Genomic DNA, 17,749 nt, shown 5'->3' with positions numbered 1-17,749 from the left:
GGCTAATAGATGCAAACGTGCCGACCAATGGTCGGCATATTTGTTTTATAAGGTATCCTAAAATTTCTCGGCGATCTGACGAACGAGCACCTCGTTGATCCGAACATAACTCTCATGGGTCCATCCCCCAATATGTGGGCTCAAAACCACCCGATCAGAGGTCTTCAAATAATCGAATGCCCCTTGCTGTTGCTCGGTCAGGGTGTGCAGCTTCTCATTTTCCAACACATCCAGACAGGCCCCTCTTACTTTGCCAGACTCTAAGGCCCTCACCAGTGCCGGCAACGACACCACTTCCCCTCTAGATAGGTTCATCAAATAAAACGGCTTAGAAAATGAAGAAATAAAGGAATCATTAAACCAGAATCGGGTTTCCCCGGTCAGGGGCACATGAAAACTGATCACATCGCACCGGCGTTGGAGCTCTTCTAAGGAGGCTTCCTGGGCATATTCGTCCCCATAATTGGTAAGGTAACGGTCGTATGCCAACACTTCGCAACCAAACCCCGAAAAGCGCTTGGCCGTGGCACGTCCATTATTGCCATACCCAATGATCCCCACCGTCTTATGGAGGAGCTCCACTCCCCTATTGCCTTCCCGATCCCAGACCCCCTGCCTCACCTGCCGGTCGGCACGCAACAGATTATTAAAAAGTGCCAAAATCATACCCAGGGCTTGCTCCCCTACGGCATCACGGTTGCCCTCTCCAGCATGAAACAGCTGCAATTGGCGCTTGCCCACTGCGGCCAGGTCGATCAGGTCCAGTCCAGCCCCAGCACGGGCAATAAACTTCAGAGTTTGTGTGGAGGATAAAAACGCTTCATCCACCTTAGTCTTGCTGCGAATGACCAACCCATCGTAGCCATCCAAACGAGCCATTATCTCGTCTCTTTTCAGTTTTGGTAAATAATCATACGACCATCCATGTTGTTCAAACATATTAAATATTGAAGGATGCATCGTATCAACGATCAGTATTTTCATAGGAGCACAGTATTTTTTGTAACTTGCCAACGGAATGCGGCTCACAAAATTAACAGGATTCGCTAACCGAATTACAAATAGTAGAATTTACATAAATGAACGATCTAATTACCAATAAGCCCATTATCGGCATTACCTTGGGCGATTATAATGGCATAGGCCCCGAAGTCATTCTTAAAGCACTAGAAGGCAATCAGTTATCTAAGCTCTGCACACCTGTCATTTATGGCTCGATGCGTGTGTTGAACTACTATAAGAATCAACTGGGAATGAAAGATTGGTCGCTACATGGTATCCACAAGGTGGAACAAGCCAATCAAAAATTCACTAATGTCATTACTTGCTGGACCGACCAACAGGTAGAAATAGCCCCTGGCTCCATTACGGCGGAGGCCGGACAGGCATCTCTAGCCTGTTTGAAACGGGGAGTCGAGGACTTAAAAGATGGTAAAATACATGCCATCGTAACCGGGCCCATCAATAAGGACAATATTCAGAGTCCTGAGTTCTCCTTTCCGGGCCATACCGAATTCTTGGCCAATGCCTTTTCGGTAAACGACGCATTGATGTTTATGGTGTCCGGTGACCTTCGGGTCGGGGTATTGACCGGTCATATTCCACTCGGACGCGTTCGGTCGCAGGTTACGACCGACAAATTGAGCAGAAAAATAGAACAAATGCTCGCTTCCCTCCGTATGGACTTCGGCATAAAGAAACCCAAGCTGGCTATTCTGGGGCTCAATCCCCATGCGGGCGAAAATGGGTTGATCGGGAGTGAAGAGCAGGACGTGATCCAACCCACCCTGCAGGCTTTTCTCGACAAAGGGGAACTGGTTTTTGGGCCGTTTCCTGCCGACGGCTTTTTCGCTGCCAGCACCTACAAGCAATACGACGCCGTACTAGCCATGTACCACGACCAGGGCCTTATACCTTTTAAAGCCATTGCCTTCAATGAAGGGGTCAATTTTACTGGAGGTCTACCGGTAGTACGGACCTCGCCCGACCATGGAACGGCCTATAATATCGCCGGGAAAAACCAAGCAGAACCTGGGTCCCTCTTACAAGCCATCTACTTGGCTAGCGATATATCGACCTACCGTACCGAGAGTGCCTCCATCGAAGCCAATGCGCTCGTTTCAAAGCCTCAACAATCCGAAAACCAGCATCCGGCCAAATCCGGAGGTAAACAAAGATTCAATAATTCTAATAAATAAGATATAACTAAAAAAACACCTGATGCTAAAATCAATGACCGGATACGGCGTATCCACAATTGAAACCGAAACCCTAAATGTATCGGTGGAAATTAAAACACTAAACGCAAAGTTCTTAGATTTATATTGCCGCATTCCTCGAAACTATTCCGATAAAGAAATAGAAATACGCAACTTATTGACGCAGGCTCTAGAAAGAGGCAAAGCGGAACTCACCCTTACCGTGCAGCCAGTTGGAAAAACGGTGGCCTCCACCACAGTCAATAGAACCTTAGTAAAAGCTTATTTTGAAGATTTAGCTGGCACTTCCAAAGAAATGGGCTTTGAGCCTGACCGCACGGCACTCCTAAAAATTGCCTTGCAACTGCCCAATGCCTATAATAATGACGCGGCTCCAGACCTGGACAAAGAGAACAACTGGAATGTGATAAAACAAGCCGTAAAAGAAGCCCTTCAAAAGTGTAATGTATTCCGTCAGCAAGAAGGCCAAATGACCGCTGCCAAATTCAAAGAATACATTCAGACCATTGGCGAATTACTGGAAGGGGTAAAAAAACAAGACCAGGAGAGAATTCCCGCCGTTCGTCAGCGGCTGGAGAAGCAGGTAACCGAGCTTTTGGCTGAAGACAATTATGACAAGAATAGATTTGAACAAGAACTCATCTATTATATAGAAAAATTTGACATCTCCGAAGAGAAAATAAGGCTGAGTAATCATCTCGAATATTTTACTGAAACATTAAACCTTCCGGAAAGCAACGGAAAGAAGCTGAATTTTATAACCCAAGAAATTGGCAGAGAGATCAATACGATAGGTTCCAAGGCCAACGATGCCACTATTCAGAGACTAGTAGTTCAGATGAAAGACGAACTCGAAAAGATAAAAGAACAAACTTTAAACATCATTTAAGATGGTCCACTGATATGCAAGACCCCACAGTAAGCTGTTTGGGGTCTTGCTCTTTCTACAAAGAACATCCCCCTACCTATCAATTTTATGGTCCGACACCGGGATGCGCTAAGCGTACCCCAGTCTAGTACCAGATAGGCTATGAACATATCACAAATTCTTGTATACAAATCGATGTAAAAGGTTATATTTGAACTAGAAGAACTGGCAAGTAATGTCCGTGACTCATGACGCATAACCCACCCTTAAGTTATATATTGGATGTCATTTATTTTTAGAAATCAACTCCATCTGCTTTGGATAGTCCTATTAGTACCCTTGGTGGGAGTGCTCCCCCTCCAAGGGCAGCCAGTTGACGACGTGATTAGTTCTGACAAAGGACTCTCCGCCCTGACATCCACTGGAAACTTTGCCAAGGACACCATGCTCATTAATAAATATAACCAATTGGCCCGTAAATATCTGTTTCACGACGCCTCGGTGACCATTCGATATGCCAAAGAAGCCCTAGCATTATGTCAGAAAAACCATTGGGATCGGGGGAAACTTGACACCTACAATCTTTTGAGCACCTATTACCTGATAGACGGTAGTTACGATATACTCAGAGAGATTTCTAATGAAAGCTATAACTTATCGATCAAGCTAGACCTGCCCGTATATAAGGCGTATGCGGAACGGTTTTTGGCCGAAAGCTATGCAGAATACAGGGAGTTTGACAAGGCCTACTTTTACTTTGAAAGTGCCTTGGCCACCTTCATCAAGTATAAGGCCGACAGCGCTCAAGCCTTATGCCTCGAGAATATCGCCAACTACCACCGGGAAAAGAACGAGTGGGAACTGGCCGAAGAAAACTACAATAAGGCATATCAGCTCAACGACCAATTAAATAATCCCTTTGGTAAGGCATCCGTTCTTCAGTCGGAAGGGTATATGTGCCTACGTCGATTACAGTTTCAAAAGGCCGAAAATCTATTTTATAGGGCCCTAGCGATTAACAAATCCATCAACAACCGATATGGTCTACTGAACGTTTACAATGATTTAAATAATTTCTATTATATCACCAACGACTTTGATAAATCTATAGAAATCGGTAAGCTGGCCCTGGACTTTTCAAAAAGATATCACTCCACCCTACATACCAATTGGGCGCTCAATTGCCTGGCAAAAGCCTATAAAAAGAAAAATGATCTGCCGACCACAGTAGAATACTTAGAACAAATCAGTTTTTTAAGGCGGCTGACGCACCAGGAACGTATCGAACGGCAGTTTACCATGTCGCAGCTGATGTTCGATAACAAACAAATGGATATTGAAATACAAAACAAGACCATTGAAGAACAAAACGCGATCCAGGTATTCCTTATTGGAATATTGGTCTTGAGTATCATATTTGCGATCTTTTTATGGAGGGCCAACATCAATCTACGCAAGAAAAATGTAGAAATCAAGGGTGCGTTAATAAAGGGACAGACCCTCGAACGCAAACGTGTGGCTGCCGAACTTCACGACAGCCTGGGGGGGACGTTGGCTTCCCTAAATTGGTACCTATATGGGATAGACAAAAAGATACTTCCCGATCATGAACGCACCATTTACAACAGTATTCAACAAATGGTAGGCAAGGCCTATAAGGATTTGCGCAGCCTATCCCATAACCTGATGCCCGACGATTTGGAAACCCATGGCCTCGTACTGACCATACAAAGGCTGGTAGATAAACTCAATGAAAATAATGAGATCAGCTTTACATTCGATGTAAGTGGCCTCGATGAGCGCCTAGGAAGTAAGGTAGAGTTTGAAATGTATAGCATCATACTCGAACTCACCAATAATATTCTAAAACATGCCCAGGCCAAATTAGCAAGAATTCAGATTGAGGCAGACCCTCAATTTATCAACTTAACGGTTTCGGACGATGGCATAGGCCTTCGTGTAAAAACAGATGGTGGGATGGGCCTTGGCAATGTACGCAACAGGGTACAAAGCCTTTCCGGAACACTAAAAATACAAATAGAAAATGGCACCTTCATCTTCATTAAGATTCCTCGAACTTGAGTAACCATTTGAATATCCATCACAGTCCTGGACCGACCAGATTAATATAACCAATGACACCCAACCAATTACAGAATACCTTTTTTAGTCACTTTAAAGAGGCCCTCGACGGGGGCACCTTCATCTCTGCCTCATTGGGCCATTATAAGGGAGAAGAAAAGGATTTGAAGAATATTTATATCAAAAGCATCAACATCAAGCAGGGGCCTAGGCTTAACTTAGTTTTCCGCTATAAAACCAAAGACATTACCAAGAATTATACCTTCGATGAAGGCCTCAATATCCTGGCTACCTATCTCAGCAACGCATTTCTGATTGGCAATCTCTTCACGAGTAGCAAAGATTATCAGTATGAAGTTTTGGCCAATGGCCAGCAAAGACTGAGGCAATTGGAGCCCTCCAAATCCCTTTCTGCGAAGTCTCAACATGACCAACCAAAGCAGCGGTTGATTTCCTCTACGAGCGCCTCCTATTTGCATGAACTCGGCATTACTGACGGCGAAGGTAGGGTCTACAAAAAATCACAGGATAAGTACAAACAAATTAATCATTATATAGAAATTCTTAGCTCGTTATTGGCCGAACTCCCCAGCGAGGCTCCCATACACGTGGCGGACATGGGCTCAGGAAAGGGTTATTTAACCTTCGCACTTTACGATTACCTCACCAAAACTACCAATGCACCCATATCCGTCACTGGTGTAGAATACCGCCAGGATTTGGTAGAATTATGCAATCAAATCGCTTCAAAAAGTAACTTTAATAACCTCCATTTTATTGAAGGAACCATCGAGCAATATGAACCCGAAGACTTGCAGGTGATGATTGCCCTACATGCCTGTGATACGGCCACCGACGACGCCATTGCCAAGGGAATAAATGCGAATGCCGACCTCATCGTAGTGGCTCCATGCTGTCATAAGCAAATCAGACGTTCTATGGAAGCTTCAAATGGGGCGACGGACCTACAGTTTTTACTAAAACATGGTATTTTAATGGAACGTCAGGCAGAAATGGTTACTGACGGTATCCGTGCATTGGTCCTAGAGTATTTTGGCTACAAAACCAAAGTGTTCCAGTTCATTTCGGATGCGCATACGCCTAAAAACGTGATGATTACCGCATTAAAAACAAAAAGGGATCCGGTACAAAATCAGCGTACCTGGAAAAAAATTCAGGCGGCTTTGACCTACTTCGATATTGATTATCATCATTTACTTCGAATTCTGAACCTCTAAGGATTTAACCCCAATCGTCATTTTTCTCAACTGGCTGCTTATCTTTGTGGCTTTGAATACCAAAAAAAACCCGCTATGTGGAATAAAATAGCCTCTTATATCATTCGATATCGAATGGTATGGGTAGCACTAATACTCTTTTCAACGATTTTCATGGCCTACCGGGCCAGTAAAATTGAACTATCCTATCAATTTGCCAGGATACTACCTTCTACCGACCCCATTGAAAAAGAATACCAGGATTTCAGACAGCGATTCGGTGAGGATGGAAGTGTGATGGTGATAGGATGGCAGGACGAACAGCTATTTGAATTGGATAAATTTAAAGACTGGTATGCCCTAACCACCGAAATAAAGGAAACCAAAGGCATAAAAAATGTATTGTCGCTGGCCAACCTTCAGAAAGTGGTAAGAAATGATAGTTTGAAACGCTTCGATTTCGAACCCCTGTTGAATCATGCGCCCACCACGCAAGTAGAGGTAGACAGTCTGAAAGAGCGCGTTGCCAATCTTCCTTTTTATGATGGCCTCATTCTGAATTCCAAAACAGGAGCCACCGTGATGGTAATTACCTTCAACGACAAAGACCTCAATTCGAAACGCCGACTTACAATAGTCGATGATTTAGAGGCTATGGCCGAAAAATTCGCTCAAAAACATCAGGTGGATCTGCATTATTCCGGAATGCCCTATATCAGGACCGTCAACATGAAAAAGATTTCCAGTGAAATGGAGCTCTTTATGGGGCTAGCCATCCTGGTAACACTCATTATTCTATTTGCCTTTTTCAGGTCATTTAGGCTTACCATGCTCTCAATCGTGGTCGTACTAATAGGCGTAATCCATTCCGTAGGACTACTGGAGCTATTTGGCTTCAAAATAACGGCCTTAACAGGCCTGATCCCACCCCTTCTCATCGTGATTGGGGTTCCTAACTGCATCTTTTTGATCAACAAGTATCAAATAGAGCTTACTTCTGGCAAGCCAAAGGATGAATCGATTCGACAAATGGTAGGTCAAATCGGCCTATCCACCTTCCTGGCCAACTTCACGACGGCCATTGGTTTCGGCGTATTCTATTTTACCAATAGCATCTTGCTGGTGGAGTTTGGTGTAGTAGCGGCCATCAGTGTGATGATCACCTACGTGCTCTGCCTATGCCTCTTGCCCATCACTTTGTTCTATATGAGCAAACCTAAAACCCGCCATCTAAAGCATTTGGAAGGTAAATGGGCTGCCGGTTTTTTAGAAAAAGTAGATTACCTGGTTCATTTCAAGCGAAAAGAAATTTATATCTCCATGGTCGTAGTCATATTGATTTCGGCCTATGGAATGACCAAAATTAAGGCCATAGGCTATGTAGTCGACGACCTCCCCAAAAAAGATGTTGTATATACAGACTTGCGGTTTTTCGAAAGAAATTTTAATGGGGTCTTACCTTTCGAAGTAATGGTCGACACCAAGGAGCCTAACGGAGTTTTTGGCAATCAGGCTCGTACCCTATACAAGCTCAAGGCCCTGGAGAACCTGATGGCCAAATACCCTGAATTCTCTAAACCGGTGTCGGTAGTGCAGGCTACCAAGTTTTTGTACCAAGGTTATAGAGGTGGCGATAAAAAATACTTTGCCCTGCCTGGAGCCATGCAGCTATCCAAAATGAAGGATTATTTATCCAATCAGGAAGGAGCATCCGAGCAGTTGAATTCATTTTTGGATATTGACAAAAGGATCACCCGGGTCAGTTTTCAGATGGCCGATGTAGGTTCTGATAGCATCAAAGTACTTCTCAGCGATATTCGTCCGAAGATCGACTCCATTTTTAACCCGGAGCAATATCATGTAGCCCTTACCGGACATAGCCTGGTGTTTCTAAAAAGCAACGACTACCTCCTGAGCAACCTATATGAAAGCCTCTTAATCGCCATTATCCTGATCGCCATAGTAGGAATGGTTCTATTTCGTTCTATCCCCATTATCTTACTTTCGAAACTACCTTGTTTAATTCCCCTGGCCCTGACGGCCGGTATTATGGGCTATTTTGGAATTTACTTCAAGCCTACTACCATCCTTATTTTCAGTATTACATTCGGCATAGCCTCCGATGGCACCGTGTACTTTTTGACACGTTACCGCCAAGAACTCTATAATCACGGGCTGAACCCGTCTCAAGCAGTCACCCAATCCATATATGGAACCGGACTCAGTATGATCTATACAGCGGTTATATTGTTCTGCGGGTTTTCGATATTCGCCGCTTCGAGCTTTGGAGGTACTGCCGCCATGGGAGTCATGGTGTCCATCACCCTGTTGGTCGCCATGTGTACCAATCTTATACTACTACCCGCCCTCCTGCTTTCAATTGCCAAGCGGCAGGGTAAGAATGTAAAACCAGTCTAAAACCATGACCTGGAGTCAAGCCTTATGCTGCTTGACTCCAGGTCATGGACATCAAAACCAATTTAATCTTTCGGCATTTTGTCGAAGCTGCTGTCCATCCATTCTTCAGGAATATCGTTTAGAGCATCTTTTAGCTTATCGGCCCATATCCCTGACACCTGCTGTAGGTCTTCTCTATGATACCGGTGTTCCACCACTTGAAAGCTGTTCTTTTTATAAAGCACCACATCGATAGGGAAATCTACGTCATTATTACTCACTCGGGTGGAGTCGAAGGATAGAAATGCCGCCTTAAGTGCCTGCTTCATGGTAGAATCCTCATCAATAACCCGGTTTAGAATGGCTTTCCCTTGTCCTGAATTCCCAATTATCACATAAGGAGCACCTTCGTCCAATTCCACCCAGTTGCCTTCGGAATATAATAAAAACAGCTTATGGTCGGCGTCATCTTCCAACTGCCCCCCTACAATGGCATTCAGATTGAACCGAAAGCCCGATCGTTCTAACGTTTTTTTATCTTCTAGTGCTACCCGCTTGATTTGCTCTCCAAAAGCATTTACGGCCTTGTACATCTTGTTATAGACCATCCCCTCTTCAATAAGCTCCTCAAAGTAGTGCACGGCCTTATCCCTAACGGAGCGCAGTCCACTGGTCATAATAAATAAGGAATGCCCCCCTTTTTTGGCTAGATAAACCTTCTTCTTGGAACTCGTGTCGGTACCAGCCGTAATTCTGGTATCGGCCAGCGCTACCAAGCCTTCTTTTAATTTAATACCCAAACAATATGTCATAATTTCAAAATTTCAATTTGCTACTTTTTTAATTATTCGGGCAAATTTACCAATAATGTTAGACGAATATCGAAGCCATAAGTTATTTGTTGATTCCGTGCCCGCCAGCCCAGGCCATACTCTGCCTAACATTATACTGCTCCCCTAGTCTGAAGGTGACGAGACACTTACCAATTAAAATATAGATAGCCCGTCCTAACCCACTATTCAAAAGACTACGACTAACGACCACCCTACCTATTCCAGCTTGCATAGGCCCTGCCTGTAGATTCAATACTCTTTTTTTTCGATAACGCAGCCTAAATGGGTACTATAATACTGATAAAGAGAGGGGTATGACACAACCAACTAGTTACTATTATGAGTATCGAAGTTACATAGAATAGTAACTCATGGCCTGTACGAACCTAAATAAAGTTGATATACCCGTGCAGAATTGAGTCAGCATCTTGGGGATGGCCTAATAAAAACGAGCTCACAAGGACCATATAGGCTAGGGCTTAGAATTAAAAATTAATATAAATCCACCCAAATTCAAGGGTAAATTGCCAAAAAAGCAGTCTTATGGCTTGAGGACACCGAAGAACTAAACCCAAAACATCCTTTAGTAAATCATTTTTATAAATCATGAAACAAACCAATACCGGAAATTACCGCTGGGTCATATGCGGGCTCCTATTCTTTGCCACTACCATCAATTATATCGACCGTCAAATACTCGGACTCCTTAAACCGACCCTTGAGGTAGAGTTTAACTGGAGCGAGTCTGACTATGCTAATATAGTCATGGTCTTTGCGGCCTGTTATGCTTTTGGATACATCATATTTGGTAGTATTATTGACAAAATAGGTTCGAAATTGGGGTATGCCGTATCCATCATCGTATGGAGTATTGCAGCCATCTGGCACGCGTTTGTGAGCAGTACCTTTGGCTTTGGTGCGGCAAGGGCCTTGCTTGGTCTTGGAGAATCGGGGAATTTCCCGGCGGCTGTAAAAGCCACGGCTGAGTGGTTCCCAAAAAAGGAAAGAGCCTTGGCAACTGGTATTTTCAACTCAGGTACCAGTATTGGAGCCGTGGCTGCTCCGCTAATGGTCCCCTGGTTATTGGGCAGTTATGGCTGGCAAGAAGCTTTCATAATCACCGGGGCTTTAGGTTTCATATGGTTAATTTTCTGGTGGTTTTTGTATGAACTACCATCACGTCATAAAAAAATATCTCAGGCAGAGTATAACTATATCCATGAAGATGAAGAAGTGGAAGCCGTCGATGCCAAACCCATTAAATGGGCTGTCCTTTTAAAACTTCGTCAGACCTGGGTATTTATAGTGGGTAAATTATTAACGGATCCTATCTGGTGGTTCTTCCTATTTTGGTTGCCCTCTTACTTTGCAACCACTTTCTCTCTGGATTTGAAGAAGCCCAGTCTACATTTGGCACTGGTTTATACCGCCACTACATTTGGGAGTATCGGTGGAGGATATATCTCTTCGGCACTTATCAAAAAAGGATGGAAGCCTTTGAAGGCAAGGAAAACGACGCTTCTAATATTCGCACTGGCCGTTTTGCCGATCATATTGGCCAAATATGCAACCGATATATGGGTAGCTGTAGGAATTATCAGCTTAGCAGCCGCCGCTCACCAAGCATGGAGCGCCAACATTTTCACCATCGTATCGGATTTATTCCCGAAACGTGCGGTAAGTTCTGTAGTGGGTATTGGAGGAATGGCAGGATCTTTGGGATCAACTTTATTCCCCTTACTAGTCGGATTTTTACTAGATTATTATAAAGACAGAGGGAATATAGGGGCAGGTTATAATGTTCTTTTTGTAATTTGCGGCTTGGCGTATCTATTGGCTTGGGTTATTATTCAGATGTTGACCAAAAACATGAAGCCTGTAGAAGAGGCTATAAAAGTCGAATAAACAAACCAAAAAGTCATAATAGCCGTTAAACTATAAATATCAATATAGTAAATTAGAATGAAAAGATTACGCATTCCCCTTTATCTTACCGTTGCCAGCTTGACCTTGTTTTATTGTCAATCCAATAAGCATACGATCAACAAGCTTGTATCGACGGCTACGGAACCTGAAGTGAAAGTGGATAGCTTTGATAGCTCTCCCTTTTTATCACCCCAAGAAGCCATGAAGCGTTTTGAAGTTACCGATGGCTTCAAAATCCAACTCATAGCCGCAGAGCCCTTAGTAAGTACACCCGTGGCCATGATCTTCGACGACCAGGCACGTATGTATGTGGCCGAAATGACCGGCTATATGCCCGACAGTCTGGGTACGGGGGAAGAAATCCCCAATGGCAATATTGTGATCCTAGAGGATTCCGATAAAAATGGTGTTTATGATAAACGTAAGGTCCTTATAGACTCGCTGGTGTTGCCTAGAGCCCTGTGTCTGATAGACGATGGTATTTTGGTAGCGGAACCAACCAATTTATGGTTTTATAAATTGGATAACGACCAAGTAGTTGGCAAGGAATTAGTAGATCCCCAGTACACCGAAGGTGGAAATGTAGAGCACCAACCCAATGGCTTGCTTCGCGCCATGGACAACTGGATCTACAACGCTAAGTCGGCCAAACGTTACAGAAAGTTGGATGGAAAATGGGTCATCGAACGCACCCACTTCCGTGGCCAATGGGGAATCACCCAAGATAATAACGGTAGAATATATTACAATAATAACTCTCAAAATCTTCTGGGCGATTATTTCGCTCCTGGCTTAGGCGCTTGGAATAAGAATCAGAAAAGAGTAGAAGGTTATAACGAAAAGGCCGTAGCCAATAATAAGGTATACCCCATTCGACCCACTCCAGGTGTGAATAGAGGGTATATGAAGAATATCCTGAACGATCAGCTGAAGCTAAACGAGTTTACCGCTGCTTCGGGCCCCATGATATACCGTGGCGATCTGTTCGGAAAGGAATTCGCATTTAATTCCTTCGTGCCCGAACCTTCCGCCAATTTGATCAAGAGAAACATCATGTCCGAAAATGGGTATGAAGTGCATGGAGAACAAGCCTATACGGGCAAGGAGTTTATCGCCAGTACCGACGAACGTTTCAGACCAGTGAACCTTTATAATGCTCCCGATGGCTCCATGATCATACTGGACATGTACCGGGGAATCATTCAGCACAAGACCTATTTGACCCCCTATTTGAAGAACCAAATTGGAATGCGCGAACTCACACAACCGCTGTCGGCGGGTAGGATATACAAGGTAGTTCCGACCTCCTTCTCACCCAAATCAGTGGTATTGTCAGCGGAGCCTACTGCGTTGCTGGCCTATTTGGGTCATGAAAATGGATGGATCCGCGATAGAGCCCAACAGAATATTATAGACCGTAAAATCACCTCCTTGGTGCCGAAATTGAAGGCTGCCATGGCCCAAACTGAAAATGAGCTAATGGCCATCCATGCTTTATGGACCTTGGAAGGCCTAGGTGAGCTGTCGGCAAAGGAAGTAGTATCGACCATAGCCAGCAAACCTTGGGTAATTCGCAGACAAGCCTACGCAGCAGTACCTTCGGTAATATCTGCCCAAAACGAGCCTGAGTTTAGTCGTGTATTTGCCGAAAGGTTCGCAGCCAATGATACGTTATCGGCTCCGTATTTGGCTTACTTGGCCAATTATGTGTCGGTTTATAACAAAAAAGCCGCCGACGATTTGCTTGTTAAATTGGCCAAACGATATGCTAATAACCCGTATGTCGCCGATGCCATCATTAGCAATTTACAAGACAGAGAGGACCTTTTTGAAAAGGAAATAGCCAATTCGGTCGATTCTAAAAGCTATTTGATTTCAGAATTAAAGAAGACGAGTAAGGCTGCCAGTGAGGCGCGTAAAAACCGCAACCCAGATATCCTTAAGAAGCAGTTTCCAAAAGGAGAAGCACTCTTTACGTCGGTATGCCAGACCTGCCATGGTCCCGATGGGAATGGAGTAGCCTCTTTGGCTCCCCCCCTCAACCAATCGGAATGGGTAACCGGTGATAAAAACCGATTAATATCGGTAGTGCTTTTTGGACTAACTGGCCCAGTAACGGTAAATGGCCACATGTACCAGACGCCCGAAGTAAGTGGTGATATGCCCGGAATTGGCTATGACGACGCCATGCAAAATGAAGACATTGCCCAGCTCTTGTCCTATATTCGCAAGTCGTGGAGGAATAATGCCGACGTAGTATCTACCCAAGAGGTATCGACGGTTCGTAAATCCTTGGCGGGCAGAGAGAATGCCTTTACCGAAACGGAACTAAATTCAAGACAATAAATAGTAAAAACTTACCATGGGGGTTAGGTCGATATTGAAACTATCGCCTAACCCCCATGGTATTTTCGCCCCTACCGCCCCCCTTCCCTCATTACGATGGACGGGTAATCGATAAGAATTCATACCTTTGCCCCCCGATTAACTTTACTGGCCAATCATGTCGATATTTAATACTCCTTCCAAGATCACCATTACTTGTCATAAATGGCACGCCCCCTACCTCGAAAAAGAGGTATTGGAACTGGGCTACCAAGTCGAACACAGCTTTGTTACTGGAGTAAAGCTCCTAGGTAACCTCAATGACTGTATTCGATTGAATATGAACTTAAATTGTGCGAGTCAGGTGTTGTTCAGCCTTGGACAGTTTAGTGCTTCTAATGCCAGTGAAGTCTATCAATTTGTTCGCAACCTGGCTTGGGAAGAATATATAGACTCAAAGGGTTATTTTACGGTGACGAGTAATGTCAAACATCCTACCATCAAAAATAGTATGTTTGCGAATGTCAAAGTGAAGGACGCTATTGCCGATAGATTTATGGAGCGGTACGCCGAAAGACCATCTTCTGGGTCGGAGTTCCGTGGAGCCGTAGTGCATCTGTTTTGGAATGAATACGGAGCAGAGATATTCCTAGACACCTCAGGTGAATCGTTGGCCCGGCATGGTTACCGCAAGATACCTGGACGGGCACCCATGCTGGAGGCATTGGCCAGCGCTACGATTTTGGCCAGTCGGTGGGATAAAGACTCCCCCTTTATCAATCCCATGTGTGGCTCGGGAACCTTGGCCATCGAAGCCGCACTGTTGGCGAGCAATACCAAGCCTGGCATCCACCGCGATCATTATGCTTTTATGCACCTCAAAGGCTATGACGACGAACTCTACCTGTCCGAATTAAACGCGCTAGAAGAGGCCATTCATGAAGATCTGACCATCGAGATTATTGCCAGTGATATCGATGAAGATGCCGTCAATAACGCCCGAAAGAATGCCATTGCAGCCGGTGTGGCCCAGTATATCCGTTTCGAAGTATGCGATTTTAGAGACGCTACTATCCCCGAAACTCCCGGTGTGCTATTTATCAACCCGGAGTATGGGGAGCGACTTGGCGAACTCGAAGAGCTTACCGACACTTATAAAGAGATAGGAGACTTTATGAAGAAAAAATGTGGCGGCTATCTGGGATACATCTTTACTGGAAACTTGGATCTTGCAAAAAAAATAGGATTGAAAGCAAAGAAACGAACTGAATTTTTTACCGGTAAAATTGATTGTCGATTATTGGAATATGAGTTATACCAAGGAAGTCGGGACAAATAATCCTTTTCCCGTTCATAGAGTAATAACTACGGTACCAATAAAAGAATATTTCCTTAATTGCGTTTCTTACTAGTAGGGCTTGGGACCGACATCCTGCCAATCTGGAAACGATATGTGAACCTTGCGCTATCATCATTAACAGAACTATGCAGCAACAACAAGGAATAAAATCTCGAATTTTGAAATATTGGATGGCAAGGCTTGCCGTGGTACTCCTGCTAGCGACCGCAGAATCTTGTAGTTGGATAGGCCCTAAGCCCAGCTTCGACGATGATTTTACCACTTATCGTATTTCCAATGGAAACCATGAAATCGATGGAAACCATATAACTCTGTTTTCGGGAACCTCTCTCAACTTCCAAACCATCTTTGATAGCACGGCTATATACCAGACCGTTATTGCTGAAAATCAATATGATATCAATAAACTAATGGGCTTTTCCGATTGCAATAGCCCTCACCATGAAAACAGCGCCCGATTTGGCTGGAACTGGTACGCAGACTCCTTACACATTTTCGCCTACACCTATAAGGATGCCCAAAGGATCACCCAGGAATTGGGCACGGTAGCCTTAGGTGAGATCAACACCTACTCCATCACCATTCAAGATGACCAGTACATTTTCGCACTCAACGGTAACCAAACTACCATGCAACGTCATTGTAGTGGTGGAGTCGGAATTGCTTATACCCTTTTACCCTACTTCGGAGGCGACGAACCCGCCCCCCAGGACATATCGATCAAAATCCGTTTACTGGATTGAGTCATTACGTAGGATATATTCTAGCCCCGTGATAGCCCTAAAATTTTATCTTCAAATAAACTTGAGTTTATATAAGGTTTTAGGGAGGTGTGGAACGATTTTTTAGTTATTTCGAAAGACTCAACCCATGGCCTGTGAAAAGGGACATCAATCGGTATTTACGCCCATTGAAGCCTTTTTATGGTCAATGTGAAGCTTTCAAAATATGATTTTAATAGTTGACGATAGGCTGGAAAACATTCTACCCATCAAGAAAATTCTAGAACTACATCATTACCAAACTGATACGGCGCAATCTGGAGAAGAGGCTTTAAAGAAAGTTCTTCAGAACAGCTATTCTGTTATTGTGATGGACGTACAAATGCCGGGAATGGATGGATTTGAAGTGGCCGAAACCCTATCGGGATATAGTAAAGCCAAGGATATTCCTATTATCTTTCTGTCGGCGGTCAATACCGAAAAGAAGTTTGTAGTGAGGGGGTACGAATCAGGTGGTATCGATTACCTGACAAAACCCGTCGATAGCGATATATTATTATTAAAAGTAAGGACTTTTAATAGGCTATTCCAACAAAATAGAGCCTTGCAAGACGTTCAACAAAGGCTGGAAACGGAAATCGATATTCGTAAAAACACCGAAAAGGAGCTTCATCTAAGGGTTCAAGAACTATACTTCGTTCTGGAAGCACTTCCACAACTCGCTTTCACCGTTAACAAGGAAGGGGAAATAGAATATACCAATCGGCATTGGCTTCAATATGCCAAGGACAGAAAAAGCTTTCCTGAGACCCATCCCGACGACTTAATCAGCTATTCCTGGAAACGACTTTTCGTTGCCGGCGAAGATATTGAGGGCGAGCTACGCCTAAAAGATCGGAACACGGGGCTTTATCGCTATTTCTTGATAAAACTAACCCCCATACCTGAAGAGAATGGTATCGTCCGTTGGGTTGGAACACTTACCGATATTCATAGTCAAAAAATCACCCATGAAATCCTCGAACGAAGGGTGGATCAACGCACTCAAGAATTATTGGATAAAAATACAGAGCTAGAGACTACCAACCATGAATTGCAACAATTTGCATGGGTAGTGTCTCACGACTTAAAAGAACCTCTCCGAAAAATACAGACTTTCAACGCCCTAATCAAAGATAAATATTTGGCCAGAAACGAGGAAGCTAAAGCCTACTTGGATAGGTCCATAGGTGCCTCCGCCAGAATGTCCTTATTGATTAGCGACTTATTAGATTACTCCCGTTTGTCGGTGTCGGCAAAGTTTCAGCGAACCGATTTGTATCAAATGATTCAAGAACTACTCCTGGATTACGAAGAGCTCATCACCTCCAAAAAAGCCATCATTACGATTGGAAGTATACCCGAGGTCGACAGTATTCCGAGCCAGATACGACAGGTATTCCAGAATCTGATCAGCAATGCTTTAAAATTCTCTAAGCCCGATGTCGCCCCCATCATTGAAATTTCGGCCGACAGAATAACTAGCAAGAATTTCGATTCAGAAGCGAGTGTATCGGGGCCCTATTGCCGTATTACCATTTCAGACAACGGCATTGGGTTCAATGAAAAGTTCCTCGACCGGATCTTTATCATTTTTCAGAGACTCAATAATATTAGCGATTATGAAGGTACTGGAATCGGACTGGCGATAGCAAAAAAAATTATTGACAAGCACGAAGGCATCATTACTGCCCGAAGCATAGAAAATGAAGGAACACAGTTTATTATCGTTCTGCCCATTGATCAAACAAACCTCTAATC

12 protein-coding genes are annotated in these 17,749 nt (G+C 44.0%); 10 read left to right on the top strand and 2 right to left on the bottom strand.

Features of this window, described 5'->3' with window-relative positions; translation table 11 throughout:
* Positions 1–57 precede the first annotated feature (57 nt).
* Positions 58–984, bottom strand: a complete 927-nt coding sequence (locus CLV98_RS08000; RefSeq protein ID WP_109673792.1) for a 2-hydroxyacid dehydrogenase — start codon at positions 982–984, stop codon at positions 58–60.
* Between the two features lie 95 nt (positions 985–1,079).
* Here CLV98_RS08000 and pdxA point away from each other — a divergent pair, with 95 nt between their 5' ends.
* The 5 genes from pdxA (at position 1,080) to CLV98_RS07975 (ending at position 8,804) form a co-directional block, all read left to right on the top strand.
* A complete protein-coding gene (pdxA, locus tag CLV98_RS07995) occupies positions 1,080–2,198 on the top strand; it encodes a 4-hydroxythreonine-4-phosphate dehydrogenase PdxA (protein WP_109673791.1) in 1,119 nt (372 codons plus the stop codon).
* A gap of 22 nt (positions 2,199–2,220) precedes the next feature.
* Entirely contained in the window at positions 2,221–3,108 is an 888-nt protein-coding gene (locus CLV98_RS07990) for a YicC/YloC family endoribonuclease (RefSeq protein WP_109673790.1), read from the top strand.
* Between the two features lie 261 nt (positions 3,109–3,369).
* Positions 3,370–5,169, top strand: a complete 1,800-nt coding sequence (locus tag CLV98_RS07985) for a tetratricopeptide repeat-containing sensor histidine kinase (RefSeq protein ID WP_109673789.1) — start codon at positions 3,370–3,372, stop codon at positions 5,167–5,169.
* 53 nt (positions 5,170–5,222) lie between these two features.
* Complete coding sequence (locus tag CLV98_RS07980) at positions 5,223–6,407, top strand: class I SAM-dependent methyltransferase (RefSeq protein WP_109673788.1); 1,185 nt, start codon at positions 5,223–5,225, stop codon at positions 6,405–6,407.
* A 75-nt stretch (positions 6,408–6,482) separates the two neighbouring features.
* On the top strand, positions 6,483–8,804 hold the full coding sequence (locus tag CLV98_RS07975; protein WP_109673787.1) for an efflux RND transporter permease subunit: 2,322 nt from the start codon (positions 6,483–6,485) through the stop codon (positions 8,802–8,804).
* Positions 8,805–8,866: 62 nt separating this feature from the next.
* Here the strand turns inward: CLV98_RS07975 and CLV98_RS07970 are convergent, their stop codons facing one another.
* Positions 8,867–9,595: a proteasome-type protease gene (locus CLV98_RS07970; protein WP_109673786.1), complete on the bottom strand. Its 729-nt coding sequence runs from the start codon at positions 9,593–9,595 to the stop codon at positions 8,867–8,869.
* Between the two features lie 627 nt (positions 9,596–10,222).
* Between CLV98_RS07970 and CLV98_RS07960 the strand changes: the two genes are divergently transcribed.
* The 5 genes from CLV98_RS07960 to CLV98_RS07940 all read left to right on the top strand — a co-directional run bounded on the left by CLV98_RS07960 (position 10,223) and on the right by CLV98_RS07940 (position 17,747).
* Positions 10,223–11,521: an MFS transporter gene (locus CLV98_RS07960; RefSeq protein WP_109673784.1), complete on the top strand. Its 1,299-nt coding sequence runs from the start codon at positions 10,223–10,225 to the stop codon at positions 11,519–11,521.
* Between the two features lie 57 nt (positions 11,522–11,578).
* Complete coding sequence (locus CLV98_RS07955) at positions 11,579–13,888, top strand: DUF7133 domain-containing protein (protein ID WP_109673783.1); 2,310 nt, start codon at positions 11,579–11,581, stop codon at positions 13,886–13,888.
* A gap of 157 nt (positions 13,889–14,045) precedes the next feature.
* Positions 14,046–15,206 (top strand): THUMP domain-containing class I SAM-dependent RNA methyltransferase, encoded by a 1,161-nt coding sequence (locus CLV98_RS07950; protein WP_109673782.1) that lies wholly within the window; start codon positions 14,046–14,048, stop codon positions 15,204–15,206.
* Between the two features lie 146 nt (positions 15,207–15,352).
* Entirely contained in the window at positions 15,353–15,970 is a 618-nt protein-coding gene (locus tag CLV98_RS07945) for a hypothetical protein (RefSeq protein WP_229203261.1), read from the top strand.
* Between the two features lie 205 nt (positions 15,971–16,175).
* Positions 16,176–17,747, top strand: a complete 1,572-nt coding sequence (locus tag CLV98_RS07940; RefSeq protein WP_109673781.1) for a hybrid sensor histidine kinase/response regulator — start codon at positions 16,176–16,178, stop codon at positions 17,745–17,747.
* The last annotated feature ends 2 nt before the right edge of the window (positions 17,748–17,749 follow it).

This window comes from Dyadobacter jejuensis, from assembly GCF_003149085.1.
GTDB classification, from domain to species: Bacteria; Bacteroidota; Bacteroidia; order Cytophagales; family Spirosomataceae; genus Dyadobacter; species Dyadobacter jejuensis.
Note: the sequence above shows the minus strand (reverse complement) of the source record. Positions and strands in the feature narration are given on the sequence as shown.